The organism is Thermodesulfobacterium thermophilum DSM 1276 (assembly GCF_000421605.1).
GTDB lineage: Bacteria > Desulfobacterota > Thermodesulfobacteria > Thermodesulfobacteriales > Thermodesulfobacteriaceae > Thermodesulfobacterium > Thermodesulfobacterium thermophilum.
The window spans coordinates 26,663-47,928 of sequence record NZ_ATXI01000001.1; the positions used below are offsets into that span (position 1 = coordinate 26,663).

Genomic DNA, 21,266 nt, shown 5'->3' on the forward strand with positions numbered 1-21,266 from the left:
ATCCTCAAATTTTTAAGTAAATAATATAACACCTTTTAAAATCTAAAAAAGAGAAACATCCTCTAAAAAATACAGACCAAACTTTTTTAGAGGTAATAATTTGTTTATAAGTTTTTAGAATTGACAAATTGAATTGACAATATATTGACAATATTCTATATCTCGCTACATAAAACTAAACCAGAGGTCTCATTATAACTACAAGCAACCTCTCCTGAGATAGAAGTAGCAGTAAGTTTAATGGGATTCTCTGATTCAAGAATCAAGTTTTGAGTGTATTTTGACTTAGGACAGGTAGCAACTACTTGAGATAGAGAAGAAGTCCCATTTTCCTGTTTTGAAATTGCAACTAGGCTAAGACAATTTCTCACATCAGAAAGCAGAGAAGCTTTAATTGCTTTTGATAAATACTGATGATAAAAAATTATTGCCAATCCCAGGAGGATAGTTATTATCCCTATAACTACTAAAACTTCGATCAAAGTAAAGGCTTTAGACATAAAAACCCCTCCCCTACGTTGGGAGGGGTGCTGAAAATATTAAATTCCTGTACAACTCATGGTTCCGTTAGCAGCTATAGTACAAGATACACCTGTTGCAGGACCTTTACAAGTACCTGTAGCAGTATCGTTGCCAAAAGTTACGTCTACATAAGTAGTATTCTTCATAATACCAGAAGCTGATTCACAAGCAGCCATATTCTGAGCCTCAGGATGCTCAGCAAGGTAGGCTGCACATTGGGTCATTGCATTTCTCAAGTCTGACTGACAACCCGCTACAGCTGCGTTTCTACGATACTTTGAAAACTGCGGAATGGCAATGGCAGCTAAGATGGCGATGATGGCAACCACGATCAAAAGCTCAATCAACGTAAAACCCTTACCTCTACTCATAACCTACCTCCTAAAGTATTTTTTACTTTCTATAAATATCAAATAACAACTTTTTATCAAAAAGTCAATAGCTAAAATTATTTTTAATTTTATTAAAATTTATAAAAAATAAAGGGAAAATTATTTTATTTTTATATTTTCAGATATTAACCAAAAATTTGCCTATCTTTTGAATGTTTTCAGAATTTTGGTATACTAATTTTTAAATAAAAATAAACCAGCAAGGAGGAGGAGATGAAAGTAGGTATTATCATGGGAAGTGACTCTGACCTTGAAGTTATGAAAGATGCTGCAGAAACCTTGGAAAAGTTTGGGGTACCCTTTGAGATCACCGTAGCCTCTGCCCACAGGACTCCTGAAAGGGTACATCAGTGGGTAACCACCGCAGAACAAAGAGGAATAGAGGTAATCATCGCAGGGGCTGGGATGGCAGCCCATCTTCCTGGGGTGGTTGCCTCTCTTACTACCCTTCCTGTGATAGGAGTTCCTATAAAAGGTAAAGCCTTAGAAGGACTTGATGCCCTTTTTTCTATTGTCCAAATGCCACCTGGAATCCCTGTAGCAACCGTTGCCATAAACAGTGCCAAAAACGCCGCCCTTTTAGCCTTACAAATCCTTGGGATAAAATATCCTGAGGTCAAAGAAAAACTTAAGGCCTATAAAGAAAAGATGAAAGAAGAGGTACTTAAAAAGGCTGCAAAACTTGAGGCTATAGGTTATAAAAAATACTTAGAAGATTAACCGCTTAGGTTTCTAAATACTTAAAATAGCGTTGCCCGATGTCTTTACGGTAATGGGCGCCGTCAAAGTGGATTAAAGATACCGCCTGATAGGCCCGTTTTATGGCTGAGGGGATGTCGTTATCAAGGGCGGTAACACCTAAAACCCTTCCGCCTGAGGTATAAAAGGCATCCCCTTCTTTTTTAGTGCCTGCGTGAAAAACGATTACGTCTTCAAGCTGTTTCACCTTATCTAAACCTTCTATCTTTTTCCCTTTTTCATAGCTTCCTGGATAGCCTTTGCTTGCCATCACCACACATACGCAGGCCTTATCGGTTTCAACAAGGTCTACCTTATCAAGCCTGCCGTTAAGGGTTGCGTCTAAAAGCTCGATAAAGTCATTTTCTACTCGGGGAAGAATTACCTGGGTCTCAGGGTCTCCTAAACGACAGTTAAACTCAAGCACATACGGGATGTGGTTTACGATCATTAGCCCTGCATACAAAAACCCAAGATAAGGATGGCCTTCCTTGGCCAAGGTCTTTAAAACAGGAGAGATAACCTTTTCTTCTATCTCCTTTCTTAGGTCTTTAGTAATCAAAGGGGTAGGAGAATAGGCTCCCATCCCTCCGGTATTTGGACCCTGGTCTCCGTCTAAGAGTCTTTTGTGGTCTTGAGAGGTGGGTAAAGCTTTAAAATGTTCTCCGTCGGTGATTACGATATAAGAGGCTTCTTCACCCACAAGTTTTTCCTCGATCACCACCCTTTGACCAGCCTCTCCAAAAATCCTTTGTTCCATCAACTTTTCTACGGCTTGAAAGGCCTCCTCCTTGGTATCACAAACAAACACCCCTTTTCCGGCACAAAGTCCATCTGCTTTAACCACCAAAGGTGCCCCAACTTTTTCTATGTATTGCCTTGCTTTATCTGGGTCGTCAAACACCTCAAACCTTGCGGTAGGGACCCCTGCTTTAACCATTATCTCCTTGGCAAAAATTTTGCTCCCTTCAAGGTTTGCGGTAAAACGATCAGGCCCAAAAACTTTAATCCCTTTTTCTTCAAGAACATCTCTTATCCCTTTTACCAAAGGCTCTTCAGGCCCTGGCAAAACAAGTCCTATCCCTTCTTTTTTACAAAACTCTGCAAGGGTAGAAAAATCAATAGGTTGAATATCTTTGGGAACCTCGGTTATCTCTTCAATCCCCCCGTTGCCAGGAACACAATAAAGTTTCTCCAGATGTTTTGATTTTTTAAGCACATAGCAGATGGCATGCTCCCTTCCACCACCACCCACAACTAATATCCTCATATCCCTACCTCTCAGACCCAATTCTTACTCAATTAAGTTATTATAAATCTGAAAAATTTCAACAAAAATTAGATAAAAAAGGCTGTTTAAACAGGGTTGTTTTTTTGTCAAGTTATTTTATACTTTAGAAGTCTCTAAGAATATTCTTATATCAGCAAGGGAGGAAAAGATGTCTAAAATTTGTGAAGTATGTGGTAAAAAGCCTCATGCTGGAAACCAGATAAGCCACTCTGCTAAAAAGTCTACAAGATGGTGGTATCCTAACATTCAAAGTGTTAGGGTAAAACTGGAAAATGGCCAGGTTAAAAGGATGAAGGTATGCACCCGCTGTTTAAAGGCTGGGAAGGTTAAAAAAGCGGTGAGTTAAACTAATTTCCTTTCTACGAAAAGGACGCCGCTTATTTTAAAAAGATTAGAAATAATCTTGTCTAAGTGTTCTTTATTGTTAACCTCGATATAAAAATCAAAATAAGCTTTTTGGTCAGAGGTGGTTCTCACCTCTGCCTTTAATACGTTACTTTCTGAGGCAGCTATCACAGAAGAAATGTTAGCCAGTAATCCTTTACGGTCTGAACAAACTATAGAAATATGTACAGGATAAGAACGATTTTCTACCTTACCCCATCTAACCTCGATCAGCCTTTCGGTGTCTAAATCTTTTAAGTTTGGACAATCAAATCGATGAACCGAGATTCCCTTGCCCCTTGTAATATAACCTATGATTTCATCTCCTGGGATGGGTCTACAGCACTTGGCTAAATGAAAAAGAACGTTGTTGGTTCCGTCAACCACAACTACGTCTTTCAGATTCTGGGTTAAAAGCCTTTCTACCAATCCCTCTTTTATTCCTAACTTCTCGACCTGTTCTTCTATCGGAAGCTCCTCTTGAGTTTCCTCTACCTTTTTGGTTTCTAAATAGTTTTTTAATATCTGCTTAGGGGTGATTTTCCCAGAACCTATGAGAAAATAAAGGTCTTCTGTATTTTTTATACTAAACTCTTGGGAAAATCTGATAAGATCCTCTTCTTTTACAGAGGTAGCACTTAATCCTTGTTTCTTTATTTCCTTGTTAAGAAGTTCCTTTCCTAACTCTATCATTTTTTGTCTTTCTTCTCGGTTTAGCCACTGTTTTATCCTGCTTTTGGCCCTACCTGTTACTACGATTTTTAACCAGTCTCTGCTGGGGGTTTGGTTAGGAGAGGTTTCGATTTTAACGATATCACCTGTTTGAAGCTTATAGTCTAAAGGCACAAGTTTATCGTTCACATAGGCCCTTACACACCTGTTACCAACCTCGGTATGGACCGCATAAGCAAAATCAAGGGGAGTGGCTCCTACCGGAAGGGTGATAATATCTCCTTTAGGGGTAAACACATATATTTCGTCAGGGAAAAAGTCAAGCTTTAATGACTCAAGAAATTCCCGTGGGTTTTTAAGCTCTTTTTGAAGTTCTATCAGTTTGCTTAACCATTCTAAATATTTATACTGTCCATGCTTTGAGGTAAAAACCCCTTCCTTGTATAGAAAATGAGCGGCTATTCCTTCGTTAGCCACCTTATCCATGTACTCAGTTCTGATCTGTATTTCTATCTTTTTGCTATCAGGCCCTAAAACCGTGGTGTGTAAACTTTGATACATATTAGGTTTGGGAAGGCTTATAAAATCTTTAAACCTACCAGGGATAGGAGGCCAAAGGGCATGCACCAACCCCAAGGTTTTATAGCACTCCTCTACGGTGTTTACGATAACCCTAAAACCTATGATGTCGTAAATCTGGTCCAGATCTTCTATGGTCAAGTTGTACTTAAGAAGCTTCCTGTAGATGCTATAAAGATGTTTAACCCTACCTAAAACCCTTCCGCTAATCCCGTTTTTCTCTAAAAGGTCTCTTAGAAGGGACTTAACTTTTTCTATATACTCTTGAGAGGCCTCTACCCTCTTTTTTACCTCTTGTTCTAACCTGCGAAACTCTTCAGGATATAAATACTTAAAACTCAGGTCTTCTAACTCGTTTTTTACCCAGTCTATTCCTAACCTCCCAGCAAGAGGAGCATATATTTCAAGGGTCTCTCTGGCAATTTTTATTCTTTTATGCTCTGGTTGATATTCTAAAGTGCGCATATTATGCAGTCTGTCTGCTAACTTTACCAGGATCACCCTAAGGTCCTTTGACATCGCAAGGATGATCTTTCTTATGTTTTCTGCCTGTTTGTTAAGCTTATCTTTGGAAGTTGTCTTTTCAGCAGGATTAGGCAGTTTTTTAAGCTTGGTTACCCCATCTACGATAAAAGCTACCTCTTCTCCAAACTCTTTTTTTATATCCTCTAAGCTTATCGCACTGTCCTCTACCGCATCATGGAGCAATCCAGCAGCTATGGTAGGAAGGTCAAGCTTCATTTGGGCAAGGATGTAGGCTACCTCCATAGGATGTGAAAGATAGGGATCTCCTGACTTTCTAACCTGACCTTCGTGCAGTTTGGCAGCCCAAACGTAAGCCTTCTCTACCAAACGGGTGTTACACCCAGGTAGATAACTCTGTATCTGGTCTAAAATTTTACTTAACGTAATCATATAAATAATTATTAAACAATTACCAATTTTTACAAGGTTGATAAAAATATCGATTTGATATTTTTTAAACTAAAAACTCTTTGATTTTTAAGAGAATACCCTCGGTGTTGAGGTGATATTTTGCATGTAAAGTTTTAAGATCTCCGTGTTCTATAAACCTGTCTGGAAGACCTAACCTTTTGACCTCGATCCCTTTGATCCCTTTATCTGTCAAAAATTCAAGCACTGCCGAACTAAAACCACCTATCAGGGTGTTTTCTTCAACCAAAAGTACTTTTTTGGTCTTTTGCACAGAACTTAAAATCAGGTCTTCATCAAGAGGCTTAACAAACCTTGCGTTGATTACCTCTACGGAAAGGCCAAACTTTTCTGCTTCCAAAGCTGCTTTTAAGGCTGGATAAACCATAGATCCTACGGCAAGAATGGTTAGGTCTTTACCTGACTTTAAAACCTCTCCCTTTCCAAAAGGTATTTCTTTAAACTCCCAATCTAAGCTTACCCCAACTCCAGCACCTCTTGGATATCGTATAGCTACAGGGTTAGGATATTTTAAAGCACTGTATAGCATGTGCTGAAGTTCGTTTTCATCTTTAGGCACCATTATCACTAAGTTAGGAATAAGTCTAAGGTAAGAAAGGTCAAAAGCCCCGTGATGGGTTGGACCATCCTCTCCTACCAACCCTGCCCGGTCTAAAGCAAAGATTACCTTGGCCTGGTTTAAGGCTACGTCATGGATTATCTGGTCAAAAGCCCTTTGTAAAAAGGTAGAATAGATGGCACACACAGGGACAAAACCTTCTAAGGCTAAGCCAGCGGCAAAGGTAACGGCATGTTGTTCACAGATACCAACGTCAAAAAACCTCTCAGGATATCTCTCAGAAAATTCCTTAAGCCCTGTGCCTGAACGCATCGCGGCAGTAATAGCTACCAACTTGGGTTCAATCTCAGCAAGCCTGAGCATGGTCCTACCAAAAATTTCTGTATAGGAAGGCGGGGAGTTAGGAGACTTTAAAGGCTTGCCTGTTTTAACATCAAAAGGCCCTATTCCATGAAACGTCTCCGGGTCTGCCTCAGCATAAGGATAACCTTTCCCTTTTTTGGTAATCACATGCAATAAAACAGGACCTTTTAAAGATTTTAGGTTTTTGAGTACCTTTATAAGTTCCTCTAAGTTATGCCCATCAACCGGCCCTACATATTCAAAGTTTAAAGCTGTAAAGAGAGCACCAGGGGTTATAGCAACCTTTAACAACTCTTCTCCTTTTTTAAGTATACTCAGTAAATTTTCTCCCCCTGGAACTTTATGACTGATAGACTCTATTTCTCTTTTGATAAACCTTACCAGGTTTCCGGTAAGCCTTTTTGAGATAAAAGAAGAAAGGGCACCTACGTTAGGAGCGATAGACATTTCGTTATCGTTTAAGACCACCAAAAGGTCCTCTTTAGAAAAACCTGCGTTGTTTAACCCTTCAAAAGCTAACCCTGCGGTAATAGACCCATCACCTATAACAGCTATTACTTTTCCCTTTTCTTTTTTAAGACGCAAAGCTGTTGCCATCCCAAGCCCTGCAGAAATAGAGGTGCTGCTATGACCTGTGTCAAGGATGTCATGAGGGCTTTCGGCTCTTTTAGGAAAACCTGCTATACCTTCATACTGCCTTAAAGTGTGAAACTGGTCTCTTCTTCCTGTAATAAGCTTATGGGTATAGCATTGATGGCCTACGTCCCAGATGATTTTATCCTTAGGGGAGTCAAAAACATAATGTAAGGCTAAAGTTAGCTCTACTACCCCTAAATTAGGGGCAACATGACCTCCGTTTTTAGAGGTTACCTCTACGATATAGTCTCTTATCTCCTGAGCTAAAGCCTTCAGATGAGAAATCTTAAGTTTTTTTAAATCCTGAGGGGAGTTAATGTTTTTTAAAAACTTCATCAATATACCTTTTTTAAAACAAACTCAGCCATCGCTCTTAAAGGTATAGCTTTTTCTCCAAAAGGTTCTAAAGCAGAAATAGCCTTTTGGGTGTGTATTTCCGCAAGCTCTCTGGTTTTCTCAAGCCCTACCACAGAAGGATAGGTAAGTTTTTGTTTTTTTAAATCAGAAAGGGTTTTTTTCCCTAACTTTTTTTCGTCCCCTATCACGTCTAAAAGGTCGTCTACGATTTGAAAAGCCATCCCCAGATGTTTAGCATAAGATTTTAAAGCTTGCAACTCCTTTTTTTTAGCCTTGGCAAGTAAAGCCCCTGCCAAAACCGAGGCCTCGATGAGTTTTACGGTTTTGTGAAGATGGATCCATTTTAGTATTTTTAGCCCTGCCTTTTTTCCTTCCATCAAAAGGTCAGCCATCTGACCTCCTACCATTCCCTCAAAGCCTACGGCTTGAGAAATCAGATGAATGGCCTTTAAAAGCGCGCTTTTGCTTACCCTTTTTACCTGTTCAGGGTGGGTAAAAAACCAAAAAGCCAAACTTTGCAACCCATCTCCAGCTAAAATAGCTGTTGCTTCGTCATAGGCTTTATGACAAGAGGGTTTACCTCGTCTAAAATCATCGTCATCCATAGCAGGAAGGTCATCGTGTATCAACGAATAGGTATGAATACATTCGATGCCAGCAGCAAAAAAGAGGACATCTTCATCCCTTCCACCTACAACCTCACAGCTTGCTAAACATAAAACCGGTCTTATCCTTTTCCCTCCGGCAGAAAGGCTATAACTGGCAGCCTCAACCACACGGCCACCATATCCCTTGGGTTGTGGGAAAAACTCGGTTAAAACCTTTTCTACCTTCTCAGCCTTTCTCTTTAGGTAAGCAAAAAAATCAAAATTTTTAGTTTCCATCTTTTAAGATCTCTGAAGCCCTCTCTAAGGTTTCCAATTTAAAACCTTTCTCATCTTTAAGGATAACCTCTACCTTAGCCTTGGCTTTTTTAAGCTTCTCCTCACAAAAATGTATCAAAAACAACCCTCTTTCATAAAGTTCTATAGCTCGTTCTAACTCAAGGTTTTTATTTTCTAACTGCCTTAAAATTTGTTCTATTTCAGCTAAAGCCTCTTCAAAGCTTAGCTCTTTCTCCATCCCCTGCTCCTTACTCTTCGGTTTTTAAAACCTTAACCAATAAACTTCCTCTGCTAAGCTTTACTTCTAAAACCTCCTCAATTTGCACCTCTTCTATCGACCTAACTATCTTTTTGGTTTCTAACTTTCTTACTATACTATATCCTCTTTCTAAAATATTTAAAGGCGAAAGCGAGGTTAGAAGACTTTTTAAGCCGGTCAGTCTGTTTTCGCAGAGCTGAAAATAATTCTCAAAACTCAACTCAAGGCGCCTTCTATAGTTCTGTAAACGGTCCTCCTCCCTCTGTAGAGTTTCGGCTGGATGATATCTTCTTAAAGAAATTTTCTGGTTAAGAACCTTTTTTTCTTTATAAGCTATCACCTCGTTTAAGAGTACGTTTAACCTGTAAAACTTTTGTTTTAGGTCCTTTTCTAAACTATACAGAAGGTTAAAGGGGCTTCTTTCTGTTAAGGTTAATTTTACTTGATAAAGCCTGTTTTGCTTCTTAGAAAGGATGATGTCTAAAAACTGTTTATACTTCTTTTTATAAAGCTCGAGTTTTTCAAGCCATTTATGTTTATCAGGGATAACCTCTTGAGCGGCGGCAGAGGGGGTAGGACATCTTTTATCAGCTATCATGTCGCATAGAGTATAATCTATCTCATGGCCTACAGCAGAAACTACCGGTATTTTTGACTTACTTATCCCCAAGATGATCTCTTCTGTGTTAAAAGGAGCAAGGTCTTCAGCAGAACCACCGCCTCTGGTAATAAAGATTACATCTACATCGTAAAAATGAAGGTTTATATCTTTGATAGCCTGAACGATTTCTTTTTCTGCCCCTTCTCCTTGTACCCTCGAGGGATATACCAAAACCTCTATCTCCCATCTTTCTGAAACAATCTTTAAAAAGTCTTGCAGGGCAGCACTAAAAATAGAGGTTATCACCGCTATTTTCTTTGGAAAAAGAGGTATAGACCTTTTTTTGTTTGGATCAAACAAGTATTGATATTTTTTTATCAGCTGTTGTTTTTTTAACTCAAGATATCCACTTCCCAGAAGTTCTATCCTTCTCACGATAAGATAGACTTCACCTGTCTTAGGATAAAAGTTCAGCTTACCCCAACATAAAACCTTAAGCCCATTTTGAAGATAAGAAACTATTTCTTTTTCTTTCTGGGCGTTAAAGATTATGGCTTTAATGGAGGCTTCTTCTTCAGTAAGATTAAAATAAAGATTTCCGTTTTGAGCATGTCTAAGGTTACTAATCTCTCCCTCTACCCATAAAAGAGAAAAACCCTCTTCTACAAGTTTTTTAACCCTTTGAGTAAGCTCTTTTACCGTAAAGTAGGATCTTTCTAAACCTTCTATCGGTTGGTTAAGCTGGTATTCAAATTGTTGCCCCATACTTTAGTAAATTAACATAATTTTTAAGTTTTACATCAGGACAGATCTAAAATCAAAAAAACATTTTTAACGGAGGCAAAAAATTAACCAATTACCTATAGGTAGGGCAAAAAACTTTAGGTTGCAAAATCTGGCTTAAGTTTTAAAATTTATTATCTCTTAAAAAATTTTAAAAGGGGTTAACCTATGGGAAAAAAGCCAATGACCTTAGCAGAGAAAATTTTAGCCCAAAAGGTTGGAAAAGAGTATGTAGAGCCAGGAGAGCTGGTAGAGGTGCCGGTAGACCTAACCTTAGCTAACGACATCACCGGGCCTTTGGCCATCAAGGTTTTCGAATCTACAGGGATAAACCAGGTTTTTGACCCAGAAAAAATCGCCTTGGTTATGGACCATTTTACCCCTAACAAAGACATTAAAAGTGCAGAACAAGTAAGGATATGTCGGGAGTTTGCAAGAAAACATAAAATCACCCATTATTATGAAGGTGGATCCTGTGGTATAGAGCACGCCCTTTTACCTGAGTTAGGGTTGGTTGTGCCTGGAGATGTAGTGATAGGTGCTGACAGCCATACCTGTACCTATGGAGCTTTGGGTGCCTTTGCTACAGGGGTTGGGTCTACAGACCTTGCTGGAGCTTGGTTAACTGGAAAAACCTGGTTTAAAGTCCCTGAAACCATAAAGTTTGTCTATTATGGAACTCTTAAACCCTGGGTTACAGGAAAAGACTTAATCCTTTATACCATAGGAGATATCGGAGTAGACGGAGCCCTTTATAAGGCAATGGAGTTTACCGGTGAGGTTATAGAAAAATTATCTATGAGTGACAGGTTTACGATGTGTAACATGGCCATAGAGGCTGGGGGGAAGGTAGGATTGATTGCACCAGATAAAAAAACTTTAGCCTTTGTAAAGAAACATTCTACCAGAAAGCCTTTAGTCCTAAAGCCTGATAAAAAAGCAAACTATGTAGAAATAAGGGAGTATGATGTATCTAAGATAGACCCAGTGGTTGCCTTACCTCATCTTCCTTCTAACGTAAAACCAGTAAAAGACTTACCTAAGATTTACATCGACCAGGTAGTAATCGGGTCCTGCACCAACGGAAGATTAGAAGACCTTATCATAGCGGCTAAAATCCTTAAAGGAAAAAAAATAAACCCCAACGTAAGGTGTATCATCATCCCTGCTACTCCTAAAATCTACAAGGAAGCCTTGAAAAAAGGGTTGATAGAAATTTTTATAGAAAGTGGGGCCATCATTTCTCCTCCTACCTGTGGGCCTTGTTTAGGAGGACATATGGGTATTCTTGCTAAGGGTGAAAAGGCGGTAGCTACCACCAACAGAAACTTTGTAGGAAGGATGGGACATCCTGAAAGTGAGGTGTATTTAGCCAGTCCGGCTGTGGCAGCTGCAAGTGCAGTGGTTGGCTATATTGCTACACCAGAAGAATTAGGCTTATAAACTCAAAGGGAGGGTTAAATCATGAATACCATAAAAGGTAAAGCCTGGAAGTTTGGAGACAACATAGATACAGACGTTATCATACCTGCAAGATATCTTAACACCACCGATCCACAGGAACTTGCCAAGCATTGTATGGAAGATGCTGACCCAGAGTTTTCTAAAAAAGTAAATCCTGGAGACATAATTGTAGCAGGTAAAAACTTTGGATGTGGCTCATCCAGAGAGCATGCCCCTATAGCGATAAAAGCCTGTGGTATCTCTTGTGTGATAGCTGAAAGTTTTGCCAGGATTTTTTACCGCAACGCTTTTAACACTGGGCTTCTTATCCTTGAATGTCCCGAAGCTTCAAAGGATATAGAAACAGGAGATGAGCTTGAGGTCTATCCCGAAGAAGGTAAAATCCTCAATCTAACCAAAAATAAAACCTATACCACCAAACCCTTACCACAGTTTATGAAAGAAATTTTAGAAGACGGAGGGTTAATACCTCATATCATGAAAAGATTAAAACAGGGTTAAAAATGAAGGTGACCAAAGAAGAAGCCAGTTTTGAAACCTTAAGAGAAATAGTCAAAACCTTAAGAGGAGAAAATGGATGTCCCTGGGATAGGGAGCAAACTCCTCAGACTTTGAAAAAATACCTTATAGAAGAAACTTATGAATTGATAGAAGCTATAGAAAAGGAAAAAGATGAAGAGATAAGGGAAGAGTTAGGGGATCTTCTTTTTTTGTTGATCTTTATCCTGTATCTTTATGAGGAAAAAAACGTCTTTTCTTATAAAGACGTTTTTTATTATACTGCCCAGAAAATGATAAAAAGACACCCCCATGTATTTGGCGATGAGGTTGCTAAAACAGCAGAAGAGGTGCTCAAAAACTGGCAAAGGATCAAAAAAGAGGAAGGAAAAGGTTCTTCTGTTTTAGGGAACATCCCTAAAAGTTTGCCAGCCCTGCAACGGGCCTTTCGTTTAGGAGAAAGGGCAGCAAGAGTAGGGTTTGACTGGGAAAAACCTGAAGAGGTTTTAAATAAACTTAGCGAAGAAGCTGCAGAGTTAAAAGAAGCTATTCAAAAAGGGGAAAAGGAGGCCTTAAAAGAAGAAATAGGTGACCTTCTCTTTACGATAGCCAATCTCTCTCGCAAGCTAAACATCAACCCTGAAGAAGCTCTTAAGGTGGCTTTAGAAAAGTTTGAAAACCGTTTTAAAAGGTTAGAACAGGAAATAGAAAAAAGAGGACTTTCCTGGAAGGATCTCAGTTTAATCCAACTTGACCAAATCTGGGAAGAGGTAAAAACTTCTGTATGAGTCAAACCATATTGAAGGTAGAGCATCTTTACTTTGCCTACGACGGAAGCTTGATTCTTAACGACATAAACTTTGAGGTAGAACAAGGAGATTTTTTAGCCATCATCGGGCCTAACGGAGGGGGAAAATCCACTTTAATTAGATGTATTTTGGGTTTCCTAAAACCTATTAAAGGGAAAATCTTTTGGTGGGGGAAAGAACTAAAAAATTTTAAAGAGTGGTTTAAGATAGGGTATGTCCCCCAGAGGGCTGGAGATTTGATAGATTTTTTAACCCCCCTTACAGTAAGAGAATTTATATCTTTACCTGCCAAATGGTACCACAAATCTTTAGATAAAAGTTATTTTGAAGAGGTGATCCATCTCTTAGGGCTACAAGACCTTTTAAATCAAAAATTAGGGAAACTCTCTTATGGACAGCTCCAGAGAGCCTATATCGGAAGGTCTTTGATCTTAAAGCCAGAGGTATTAATCCTTGATGAACCTTCGGTAGGCTTAGACTTTTTTTCCCAGGAAAGGTTTTATAAGTTATTAGAGAGCTTACATCAAAAAGGGTTAACCATTCTACTCATTACCCATGAAACCTGGTTACTAACCAAATCGGTAAACAAAATAGCCTGTATCAACAAGAATCTCTTTTTCCATGGAAACCATGAAGAGTTTTGTACGTTAAGCCAACAAAAAGATTTCTATTCGGAATATCACCGGATAGAACATTCCCACTGGTAAAAATGACTGAACTTTGGTTATCCTTAGGATTGTTAAAATATGGGCTTTTAGCTGGAGTTTTTCTTGGGATTTCCTTTGCCTTTACTTCACCCTTTTTGGTTTTAAAAAGAAACTCCCTCTTCCCACACGCCTTAACCCACATTTTATTCTTAGCTATCATCCTTATTTCTATAATCTCTGAATATTTCCCAGATATTTTTACCTACCCTCTTTTAGAATACCCTATCATGGGGCTGGTAACCCTCTTTTGCACCTCTTTGGTATTTGTTTTAAAGAGAACGTTTAGACTTTATGAAGACACAGCAACTTCTATCATCGCCAGTTTAGCCCTTGGTATAGCTTTAATCCTTATTACCAAAACCTCTCAATATGACACGAGACTCCTTTCCTATCTATTTGGAAGCTTGATGACCGTTACTTCTAAGGATATGTTTAACAGCCTATGGATAGCCTGTCTGACGTTGCTGGTGTTTTATAAATACTATCCTCTATGGATCACCCAGAAGACAGACCATGAAATCCCTGGGGTTAACTTTAAATGGGCTAACTTTTGGTTTCTTACCATCTTAACCCTTCAGGTGTTTATCAGTATCAAACTTATGGGAGTGCTTTTAGTCTCTTCTTTGTTTGTTTTTACCAGTGTTTTAGGGCTAAAAACAGGAAACAACGTAAAACAAACTATTTTTTTAACTGCTTTAACCAACCTTTTTAGCATCTTATTAGGAACAATAGTTTCTCTAGTATGGGACATTCCTTTTTCAAGTGCTGTAGTTCTTTGTATGAGTTTTTGGCTGCTAATCTCTTTTATTATGAAAAGAGGGAGGGCTTAAATGTTAGAGTTTATAGACAGCCATGCTCATCTTAACCTCCCAGAATTTAAAAAAGACTTAGAAGATACCATCAACCGGGCTAAACAAAACGGTGTTATCCATTGTGTGGTAGTAGGGATTAACCCTTCTACCAATAAAAAAGCCTTAGACCTGCATCAAAAATATCCTGACTTTATTTCCCCGGCTCTGGGTTTTCATCCCCATGAGGTAAAAAAACTTTCTGAAGAAGATTACAAAGAGTTAGAAAAACTTTTGCCTCAAGCAGTAGCCCTTGGTGAAATCGGACTTGACTGGGTAAAAGAATATTCTCCTAAGGAGATGCAAATCAAACACTTTGAAAGACAACTTGCGATAGCCAAGTCTCAACAAAAACCGGTAATCCTTCATCTTAGAGGTGAAGAAAACCTCTGGGAGACTGCGATAGCTATCCTTAAAAATTTTTTACCTCTTAACTTTGTATCTCATTGTTTTACCTCTGGTACTAAAATAGCTAAAAGGATACTTGATATAGGTGGTTATATTTCTATTCCAGGGGTGGTGACCTTTCCTAAAGCAGAAGAGCTAAGGGCCGCTGTAAAGTTTATTCCTTTAGAACGAATACTTATAGAAACGGACTGCCCTTATCTAACCCCTATGCCTTTCAGAGGAAAAAGAAATGAACCTGCTTTTTTACCTTATACCGCTCAAAAAATAGCAGAAGTAAAAGGACTCCCTTTAGAGGAAATAGCAGAAAAAGTTAAAGAAAACACTATAAGATTTTTTTCTTTGGTGCTATAATATAGAAGCAATTTTTAAGGATTGGGGAGGATGGTTAAATGCGGCTTAAAAGAGAGGTCTATATAGGTGAATTAAACAAAGATTTTATAGGAAAAGAAGTTACTGTTTCTGGTTGGGTGCTTAGAAGACGAGACCATGGAGGTATCATCTTTTTAGACTTAAGAGATAGGTCTGGTCTACTTCAGGTAGTTTTTGAAGAAGATATAGACCCACAGATACATAACTTAGCTGACTCCATTAGAATAGAGTATGTAGTAAGTGTTAGAGGTAAGATAAGGAAAAGACCAGAAGGAATGGAAAACCCTAAGATTTCTACCGGTGACATAGAGCTCGTAGCTACAGACGTAGAAATACATAACACCTCAAAAACCCCACCCTTCCCGCTTGACGAAGACCTTTCTGAGGTCTCCGAAGCTCTTCGTTTAAAATACCGTTATTTAGAGATGAGAAGTCCTGAAGGTTTAACCCCTTTTATCTTTAGACACAAGGGAAACCATTCCATAAGAGAATTCTTAAACAGTAGAGGTTTTTTAGAGATTGAAACCCCTTACCTAACTAAAAGTACCCCTGAAGGAGCAAGAGACTATCTGGTTCCAAGCCGTCTTTATCCTGGCAAGTTTTATGCCTTACCTCAATCCCCTCAGCTTTTTAAACAGATTTTGATGGTAGCAGGGGTAGACCGGTACTATCAGATTGTAAGATGCTTTAGGGATGAGGACCTTAGGGCAGACAGACAACCAGAGTTTACTCAGCTTGACATGGAGATGTCCTTTGTAGAAGAACAGGACGTGATGGCGCTTATAGAAGAACTTATGAGTTACATTTTTGAAAAGAACCTGGGAATTACCCTTTCAACACCTTTTCCGGTGATAACCTTTGAAAAAGCCTTAGAGGAATATGGTACAGACCGACCTGACCTAAGGTTTGACCTAAAATTACAAAACCTGTCTGAGTTGTTTAAAGATTCTTCTTTTAAAGTCTTTCGAGGTGCTTTAGATGCAGGTGGGGTGGTCAAAGGGTTAAAAGCCCCTGCCACTTTTTCTCGAAAAGAGTTAGAAGATTTGACTAAGTTTGCTCAAGACTTAGGAGCCAAAGGTCTTGCCTGGATCAAATACAGTAAAAACGGAAAAACCTTTGAAGAGAAATGGAACTCCCCTATCGTAAAATTTTTTGAACCCTCTGTTTTAGAACGACTGGTAGAAGTCTTTAAGGTTGAAGAAGAACAAGTTACCTTCTTTTTTGTGGCTGACTCTAAAGAAATTGCTAACTTAGTTTTAGGGGAGCTAAGAAAACATATAGCAAACAAGCTTAACTTAATACCTCAAGGAGTTTTTACCTTCACTTGGGTGGTAGATTTTCCACTTTTTGAATGGGATGATGAAGAAAACAGACTGGTTTCTGTGCACCATCCTTTTACCCATCCTAAAGAAGAAGACCTTCCTCTTTTAGACACAGACCCCCTTAAAGTAAGGGCTAGGGCCTATGACTTGGTTTTAAATGGTATAGAAGTAGGAGGTGGAAGTATTCGTATCCATCGTAAAGACTTACAACAAAAAATCTTTAAACTTTTAAGTATCTCAGAAGAAGAGGCTGAAGAAAAATTTGGGTTCTTGCTTAGTGCTTTAGAATTTGGAGCTCCTCCTCATGGTGGAATAGCCTTTGGACTTGACAGATTAATCATGCTTATGCTTGGGAAAAAGAGTATAAGAGAAGTTATAGCCTTTCCGAAAACTCAAAGAGCCCAATGTCTACTTACCGGCGCACCTGCAGAGGTTAAAATAGAACAGATACTGGAACTACATCTTCTTCCTGGATGGGAAAAAAAACCTAAAACAGAATGATAAAATTTTTTTTAGAAGGAAGCCTGAAAGGTTTAGGCAAATGGCTCCTGTTTTTAGGCTATCCTGTAATCTTTTGTGAAGGCAAAATTTCAGACCAGGATATTTTAAAACATAAAGATTGTATTTTTCTTATCACCAGCCCTGAAACAGCCATAAGGTTAGAAAAAGCAGGAGTAAAATTTTTACTTCTCCCCAGAGATAACCTAAAAACTCAGCTTAAACTTTGTTTAAATCGCCTTAACCTTAAACCTGAGCTTAAACTTAACCTTTGTACGTTATGCGGAGGACAACTTATCCCTGTGAACAAAGAAGACTTTAAATCTCTTATACCTGAAAAAGTATATCAACGTTATGAGGAATTCAACTACTGCCCTTCCTGTCAAAAACTTTATTGGGAAGGAGATCACGTAAAAAGGCTTCAAGAAAAGTTTCAAAAACTTATTTCTTAAGTTTTTTTATCAATAAGTCTAACACTTTAGAAGCATCTCCTATCAACGCAAGATGTGCCATTTTAACCAGTGGAGCTTCTTTATCGGTGTTTACCGCCACGATAAACTCTGAGTTTTCCATCCCTACAGTATGTTGAAGTGCTCCAGAGATCCCAAACCCTATATAAACTTTAGGTCTAACAGTTACTCCACTTACCCCAATCATCCGGTCTTCTTCAACCCAACCTTCGTAGCAAACCGGACGTGTAGCCCCAACCTCAGCTTTTAGGAGCTGAGCCAGCTCAAAAAGCTTCTTAAAGTTTTCCTTAGACTTAAGCCCTCTCCCTCCAGCCACAACCACTTTAGCGGTAGAAAGCCTGTTAGGTTGCTTGGCAGAGGGTTTAAAATTTCTAACCTTTATTTTACTTGCCCAAGTAAATTCCTCAGGCATTGCTACTTCAAAAAACTTCGGTTCTCTTTCTCCGTAAGAAGGAGAAAAGGCACCGATAGAAAGGGTTGCCATAACAGGTGTAGTTTTTGATATAAGTTTAGCTATGATGTTTTCTCCATAAGTAGGTCTTGCCATAACTATCTTTCCGTCTTCTACCTCTAAATGATTAACATGAGCACAAAGACCTAAATTTAATTTTCCGGCTATCCTTGGAGCCAAAGCACAACCAAGTGAGGTTGCCGGGAAAAACAACCCGTAAGGAGAGGTTTTTTTGACAATTTCTATCAAAACTTCAGCATATAAATCATCTTTAAAATGGACCAACTCTTGATGACAAACCATCCAAACTTCATCAGCAATAGATTTTTTTAACACCTCTAAATCCTGGAAAGATTTAAGATTATCTATCAAACAAACAAGCACCACCTTTTTATCTAACTTTAGGCCTAATTCTTTTAAAGGAGTAAGCACTTCTATAGCCGAAGGGTGTAATTTCCCGTTAAAAATTTCTCCAAAAGCTAAAAGACTTCCTTTCCCAAGTTCTTCTAAGTGCTTTTTTTCGATCATGTCTCACCTCTAACGATGGATTAATCCTTTTTGTTCTAAAACAGAGATAAGCTTTTCTACCAGAAAAGAAGGTTCTCCCTCCAACACCTGTCCCTTGGCCTCAAATTTTTTCTCAAAAACATCTACTACCTGAGTAGGTGAACCATTCAGTCCTAATTTTTCGGAAGATAATCCCAGATCTTTGGCTGTAAAAACCAAGGGATCTTTTTCTTTGACCTCTAAAAGTCTCTTTAAAGAGGGTGGCCTTAGATAGTCAAAAGCCTCAGGTAAAACAGAAGCTACAAAAGGAGGTTCTACCTCTAACTCTTCTTCACCATACTCTGTCTGTCTTAGCACTACCCAATTATTCCTTTCTTTTAAAACGGTTTTAACATTAGTAATAGATGGCAATCCAAGTAAAGCTGCTGTTTCCGGAGGAACTTGAGAGGTCTCTCCGTCTATGGATTTAAGACCCATAAGGACTAAAGAATAAGGGGACATCTTTTTGATAGCCTCAGCAAGGACATAACTTGTAGCTAAGGTATCTGCACCAGCAAAAGCCCTGTCAGACAAAAGTACCATTTCATCAGCCCCTATCCCGTATACCTCTTTTAAAAGAGGTATAACATTAGGAGGACCCATAGTAATCACAGTAACCTTCAATCCATAATTTTCTTTAAGCCTTACGGCCATTTCTACAGCCTGTCTGTCTGGAGGGTTAAGAATTAGTTCTAAACTATCTCTCTTTAGGGTATGGGTCACTGGGTCTACCTTAACTGTCCCTGGTTTAGGCACCCCTTTTATACAAAGGATTATTTTTTCCATCTCTGACCTCTCGTTTATTTATAGTGTTTAAGCAACTCTCTGGCAATCACGTTTCTCTGGATCTCATTTGTCCCTTCGTAAATCTGCAGACACTTTGCATCTCTAAAATACTTTTGAACAGGATAATCTCTCATATAACCTAAACCACCCATCATTTGGATAGCTCTTTCGGTAACCCACATAGCCACATCTGTGGCAAAACATTTTACCATAGATGAAGCCCCAGAAAAATCTTTAGCCCCCCGATCTATAAACCGGGCTACACTATAAAGTAAACTCCTTGAAGCCTCGATTTTCATCGCCATATCAGCAAAGGTATGGCTTACTGCTTGAAACTGATAAACAGGTTGCCCAAATTGAATCCTTGAGGAAGCGTGTTTTAAAGAAATCTCCATCGCTGCCTGAGCTATTCCTACAGCCTGGGCTCCTGCACCGCATCTGGCATAATCTAAGGTTTTTAAGGCCACGATAAACCCCATACCTTCTTTAGCAAGAAGTCTTGACTTAGGGATCACACAATCATTAAAAAAAAGCTCAGTGGTAACCGAAGTTCTTAACCCCAACTTCTTTTCCTTTTTGCCTACTGTAAAACCGGGGTCACCCTTTTCTACTATAAAAGCACTGGCACCTCTTGCCCCTTTAGAAGGGTCTGTAAGGGCTATAACCACATAAATATCTGCTATACCTCCGTTAGTAATCCACTGTTTTACTCCATTTAATACATAATAGTCTCCTTCTTTTTTAGCTGTAGTTTTGATCCCAAAGGCATCACTTCCTGCCTGAGGTTCTGTCAAGGCAAAAGCACAAAGGCTCTCTCCTTTAGCGATACGAGGCAAATAATGAGCCTTTTGCTCTTGATTACCAAAAAAAATAATAGGATAAGCTCCAAGAAAAGAAGCAGCATAAGTAGTAGAAACACCTGCACAATAGTAAGAAAGATGTTCCACCGCAAGACACATCTCCAAACTACCCAAACCCAAGCCTCCATATTCTTTAGGAACAATTATTCCAAAAAAATCGGCTTGGGCTAAGGCCTTTATAGGTCTTTCATTATAAACTTCTTTTTCGTCCCATTCCAAGGCATAGGGCTTTATATACTCTTCTCCGATCCTTTTGATAAGGTCAACCAACAATTTTTGAGTGTCATTTAGCCCGTAATCAATCATAAAAACACTCCTTCAAAATTCAAAATTTCCTCTATTTTACTAAAAAATCTCTGTTAAGCAAGATAAAAAAGGGAACTTATGAAAAATAGAGATTATGGGTTTAAAGGCCTTAATGTACTTTTATATTTCAAAGGAACAGTCTGAGGAAACTGAGTATAATGAACTTTACCTTTTTCGTCTACGTAGTAATAAATTGGGTTGTTCACTTCTAAATTAGAAGGAAGGTTTTTATTTCTACTTTTTGAGGTTGATTTTTTTTCTTGTTTAGCTTTTTCTCCTTCTTCTCCTAGAGTAAGATAAGGCTTTAACAATTGCAATTTTTTAGGACCTATCCCTTTTACTTTTTCTACGTCCTCCCAGGATTTAAAAGGCCCGTTTTTCTCACGATAGTCTACAATAGCTTGGGCTGTTTTCTTACCAATGCCAGGAAGTTTTTCTAAATCTTCTACTGTAGCCTGATTTATGTCTAATTTTTTAGCAAAAACTAAAGAAACACTCAATAAGACACACAAAAGAAAACCAACACTACATAAATAAAAGAAAAGAAAGGGGCGAGAAAGCCCACCCCTTTTATGAAAAGGCATTTTTATGCTTTACACACACCCAGTAGGTTTAGGTAATCCAGCCATCTTACAAGCACCTTTTCCGGGACCAGAGGGAAACAACTCATAGATCTTCTTTAATGGAAATCCGGTAACCTTGGACAAAATTCTAACCATAGGAGCAACACCGTTCTTCTTGTAGTAATCCTGAAGAACGTTAATCACCTTCCAGTGTTCCTCGGTTAACTCCTGAATACCTTCTAATTCTTTAACATACTCAACCCATTCTTTACACCAAGCATCAAGACCACCTGCTAAAAATCCGTCTTCGTCTACTTCAAAAACCTTCCCTTTGTACTCAACTGTTGGCATACCTAACACCTCCTTTTATTTTTTAATAAAACGTTT

General features: G+C 38.7%; 23 protein-coding genes. 10 read left to right on the forward strand and 13 right to left on the reverse strand.

Going from position 1 to position 21,266, the window contains the following annotated elements; all coding sequences use genetic code 11:
* Positions 1-155: 155 nt before the first annotated feature.
* Positions 156-500 (reverse strand): type II secretion system protein, encoded by a 345-nt coding sequence (locus H529_RS0100180; protein WP_022854556.1) that lies wholly within the window; start codon positions 498-500, stop codon positions 156-158.
* Between the two features lie 39 nt (positions 501-539).
* On the reverse strand, positions 540-893 hold the full coding sequence (locus H529_RS12030; RefSeq protein ID WP_022854557.1) for a prepilin-type N-terminal cleavage/methylation domain-containing protein: 354 nt from the start codon (positions 891-893) through the stop codon (positions 540-542).
* A 234-nt stretch (positions 894-1,127) separates the two neighbouring features.
* On the opposite strand from H529_RS12030, the gene purE reads away from it, so the two are divergent.
* Positions 1,128-1,634 (forward strand): 5-(carboxyamino)imidazole ribonucleotide mutase, encoded by a 507-nt coding sequence (purE, locus tag H529_RS0100190; protein WP_022854558.1) that lies wholly within the window; start codon positions 1,128-1,130, stop codon positions 1,632-1,634.
* Positions 1,635-1,638: 4 nt separating this feature from the next.
* Here purE and purD read toward each other — a convergent pair whose 3' ends face one another.
* On the reverse strand, positions 1,639-2,922 hold the full coding sequence (gene purD, locus H529_RS0100195) for a phosphoribosylamine--glycine ligase (RefSeq protein WP_022854559.1): 1,284 nt from the start codon (positions 2,920-2,922) through the stop codon (positions 1,639-1,641).
* Positions 2,923-3,091: 169 nt separating this feature from the next.
* Between purD and rpmB the strand changes: the two genes are divergently transcribed.
* A complete protein-coding gene (gene rpmB / locus H529_RS0100200; protein WP_022854560.1) occupies positions 3,092-3,289 on the forward strand; it encodes a 50S ribosomal protein L28 in 198 nt (65 codons plus the stop codon).
* Here rpmB and H529_RS0100205 read toward each other — a convergent pair.
* The 5 genes from H529_RS0100205 to xseA all read right to left on the reverse strand — a co-directional run bounded on the left by H529_RS0100205 (position 3,286) and on the right by xseA (position 9,956).
* Positions 3,286-5,493: a RelA/SpoT family protein gene (locus tag H529_RS0100205; protein WP_022854561.1), complete on the reverse strand. Its 2,208-nt coding sequence runs from the start codon at positions 5,491-5,493 to the stop codon at positions 3,286-3,288. The genes rpmB and H529_RS0100205 overlap by 4 nt on opposite strands.
* 64 nt (positions 5,494-5,557) lie before the next feature.
* Positions 5,558-7,429 carry a 1-deoxy-D-xylulose-5-phosphate synthase gene (dxs, locus tag H529_RS09520; protein WP_422821899.1) on the reverse strand — a complete coding sequence of 624 codons (1,872 nt, stop codon included), beginning with the start codon at positions 7,427-7,429 and terminating at the stop codon, positions 5,558-5,560.
* On the reverse strand, positions 7,426-8,331 hold the full coding sequence (locus H529_RS0100215; RefSeq protein ID WP_022854563.1) for a polyprenyl synthetase family protein: 906 nt from the start codon (positions 8,329-8,331) through the stop codon (positions 7,426-7,428). The genes dxs and H529_RS0100215 overlap by 4 nt, the downstream gene beginning before the upstream one ends.
* Positions 8,321-8,569, reverse strand: coding sequence for an exodeoxyribonuclease VII small subunit (gene xseB / locus H529_RS0100220; protein WP_022854564.1), 249 nt, complete (start codon positions 8,567-8,569; stop codon positions 8,321-8,323). Before xseB ends, H529_RS0100215 begins: the two co-directional genes overlap by 11 nt.
* 10 nt (positions 8,570-8,579) lie before the next feature.
* The gene (xseA, locus tag H529_RS0100225; RefSeq protein ID WP_022854565.1) at positions 8,580-9,956 is read right to left on the reverse strand and encodes an exodeoxyribonuclease VII large subunit; all 1,377 of its coding nucleotides are present in this window, start codon (positions 9,954-9,956) and stop codon (positions 8,580-8,582) included.
* A 186-nt stretch (positions 9,957-10,142) separates the two neighbouring features.
* Between xseA and leuC the strand changes: the two genes are divergently transcribed.
* The 8 genes from leuC to H529_RS0100265 are packed head-to-tail and all read left to right on the forward strand — an operon-like array spanning position 10,143 to position 17,349.
* The gene (gene leuC, locus H529_RS0100230; RefSeq protein WP_022854566.1) at positions 10,143-11,417 is read left to right on the forward strand and encodes a 3-isopropylmalate dehydratase large subunit; all 1,275 of its coding nucleotides are present in this window, start codon (positions 10,143-10,145) and stop codon (positions 11,415-11,417) included.
* A 21-nt stretch (positions 11,418-11,438) separates the two neighbouring features.
* The gene (leuD, locus tag H529_RS0100235; RefSeq protein WP_022854567.1) at positions 11,439-11,939 is read left to right on the forward strand and encodes a 3-isopropylmalate dehydratase small subunit; all 501 of its coding nucleotides are present in this window, start codon (positions 11,439-11,441) and stop codon (positions 11,937-11,939) included.
* Between the two features lie 2 nt (positions 11,940-11,941).
* Positions 11,942-12,724 carry a nucleoside triphosphate pyrophosphohydrolase gene (gene mazG / locus H529_RS0100240; RefSeq protein WP_022854568.1) on the forward strand — a complete coding sequence of 261 codons (783 nt, stop codon included), beginning with the start codon at positions 11,942-11,944 and terminating at the stop codon, positions 12,722-12,724.
* The gene (locus tag H529_RS0100245; protein WP_022854569.1) at positions 12,721-13,452 is read left to right on the forward strand and encodes a metal ABC transporter ATP-binding protein; all 732 of its coding nucleotides are present in this window, start codon (positions 12,721-12,723) and stop codon (positions 13,450-13,452) included. Before mazG ends, H529_RS0100245 begins: the two co-directional genes overlap by 4 nt.
* A gap of 2 nt (positions 13,453-13,454) precedes the next feature.
* Positions 13,455-14,282, forward strand: coding sequence for a metal ABC transporter permease (locus H529_RS0100250; protein ID WP_022854570.1), 828 nt, complete (start codon positions 13,455-13,457; stop codon positions 14,280-14,282).
* Positions 14,283-15,059, forward strand: coding sequence for a TatD family hydrolase (locus H529_RS0100255; protein ID WP_022854571.1), 777 nt, complete (start codon positions 14,283-14,285; stop codon positions 15,057-15,059).
* Positions 15,060-15,097: 38 nt separating this feature from the next.
* The gene (gene aspS / locus H529_RS0100260; protein WP_022854572.1) at positions 15,098-16,900 is read left to right on the forward strand and encodes an aspartate--tRNA ligase; all 1,803 of its coding nucleotides are present in this window, start codon (positions 15,098-15,100) and stop codon (positions 16,898-16,900) included.
* Positions 16,897-17,349 (forward strand): Mut7-C RNAse domain-containing protein, encoded by a 453-nt coding sequence (locus tag H529_RS0100265; protein WP_022854573.1) that lies wholly within the window; start codon positions 16,897-16,899, stop codon positions 17,347-17,349. Before aspS ends, H529_RS0100265 begins: the two co-directional genes overlap by 4 nt.
* Here the strand turns inward: H529_RS0100265 and H529_RS0100270 are convergent.
* The 5 genes from H529_RS0100270 to H529_RS0100290 form a co-directional block, all read right to left on the reverse strand.
* Entirely contained in the window at positions 17,339-18,346 is a 1,008-nt protein-coding gene (locus tag H529_RS0100270; protein WP_022854574.1) for an electron transfer flavoprotein subunit alpha/FixB family protein, read from the reverse strand. The genes H529_RS0100265 and H529_RS0100270 overlap by 11 nt on opposite strands.
* 9 nt (positions 18,347-18,355) lie before the next feature.
* The gene (locus H529_RS0100275) at positions 18,356-19,150 is read right to left on the reverse strand and encodes an electron transfer flavoprotein subunit beta/FixA family protein (protein WP_022854575.1); all 795 of its coding nucleotides are present in this window, start codon (positions 19,148-19,150) and stop codon (positions 18,356-18,358) included.
* A gap of 14 nt (positions 19,151-19,164) precedes the next feature.
* On the reverse strand, positions 19,165-20,316 hold the full coding sequence (locus H529_RS0100280; protein ID WP_022854576.1) for an acyl-CoA dehydrogenase family protein: 1,152 nt from the start codon (positions 20,314-20,316) through the stop codon (positions 19,165-19,167).
* A gap of 92 nt (positions 20,317-20,408) precedes the next feature.
* The gene (locus H529_RS11065; RefSeq protein WP_022854577.1) at positions 20,409-20,900 is read right to left on the reverse strand and encodes a DUF655 domain-containing protein; all 492 of its coding nucleotides are present in this window, start codon (positions 20,898-20,900) and stop codon (positions 20,409-20,411) included.
* A 9-nt stretch (positions 20,901-20,909) separates the two neighbouring features.
* Positions 20,910-21,230, reverse strand: a complete 321-nt coding sequence (locus tag H529_RS0100290) for a TusE/DsrC/DsvC family sulfur relay protein (protein WP_022854578.1) — start codon at positions 21,228-21,230, stop codon at positions 20,910-20,912.
* Between the last annotated feature and the right edge of the window lie 36 nt (positions 21,231-21,266).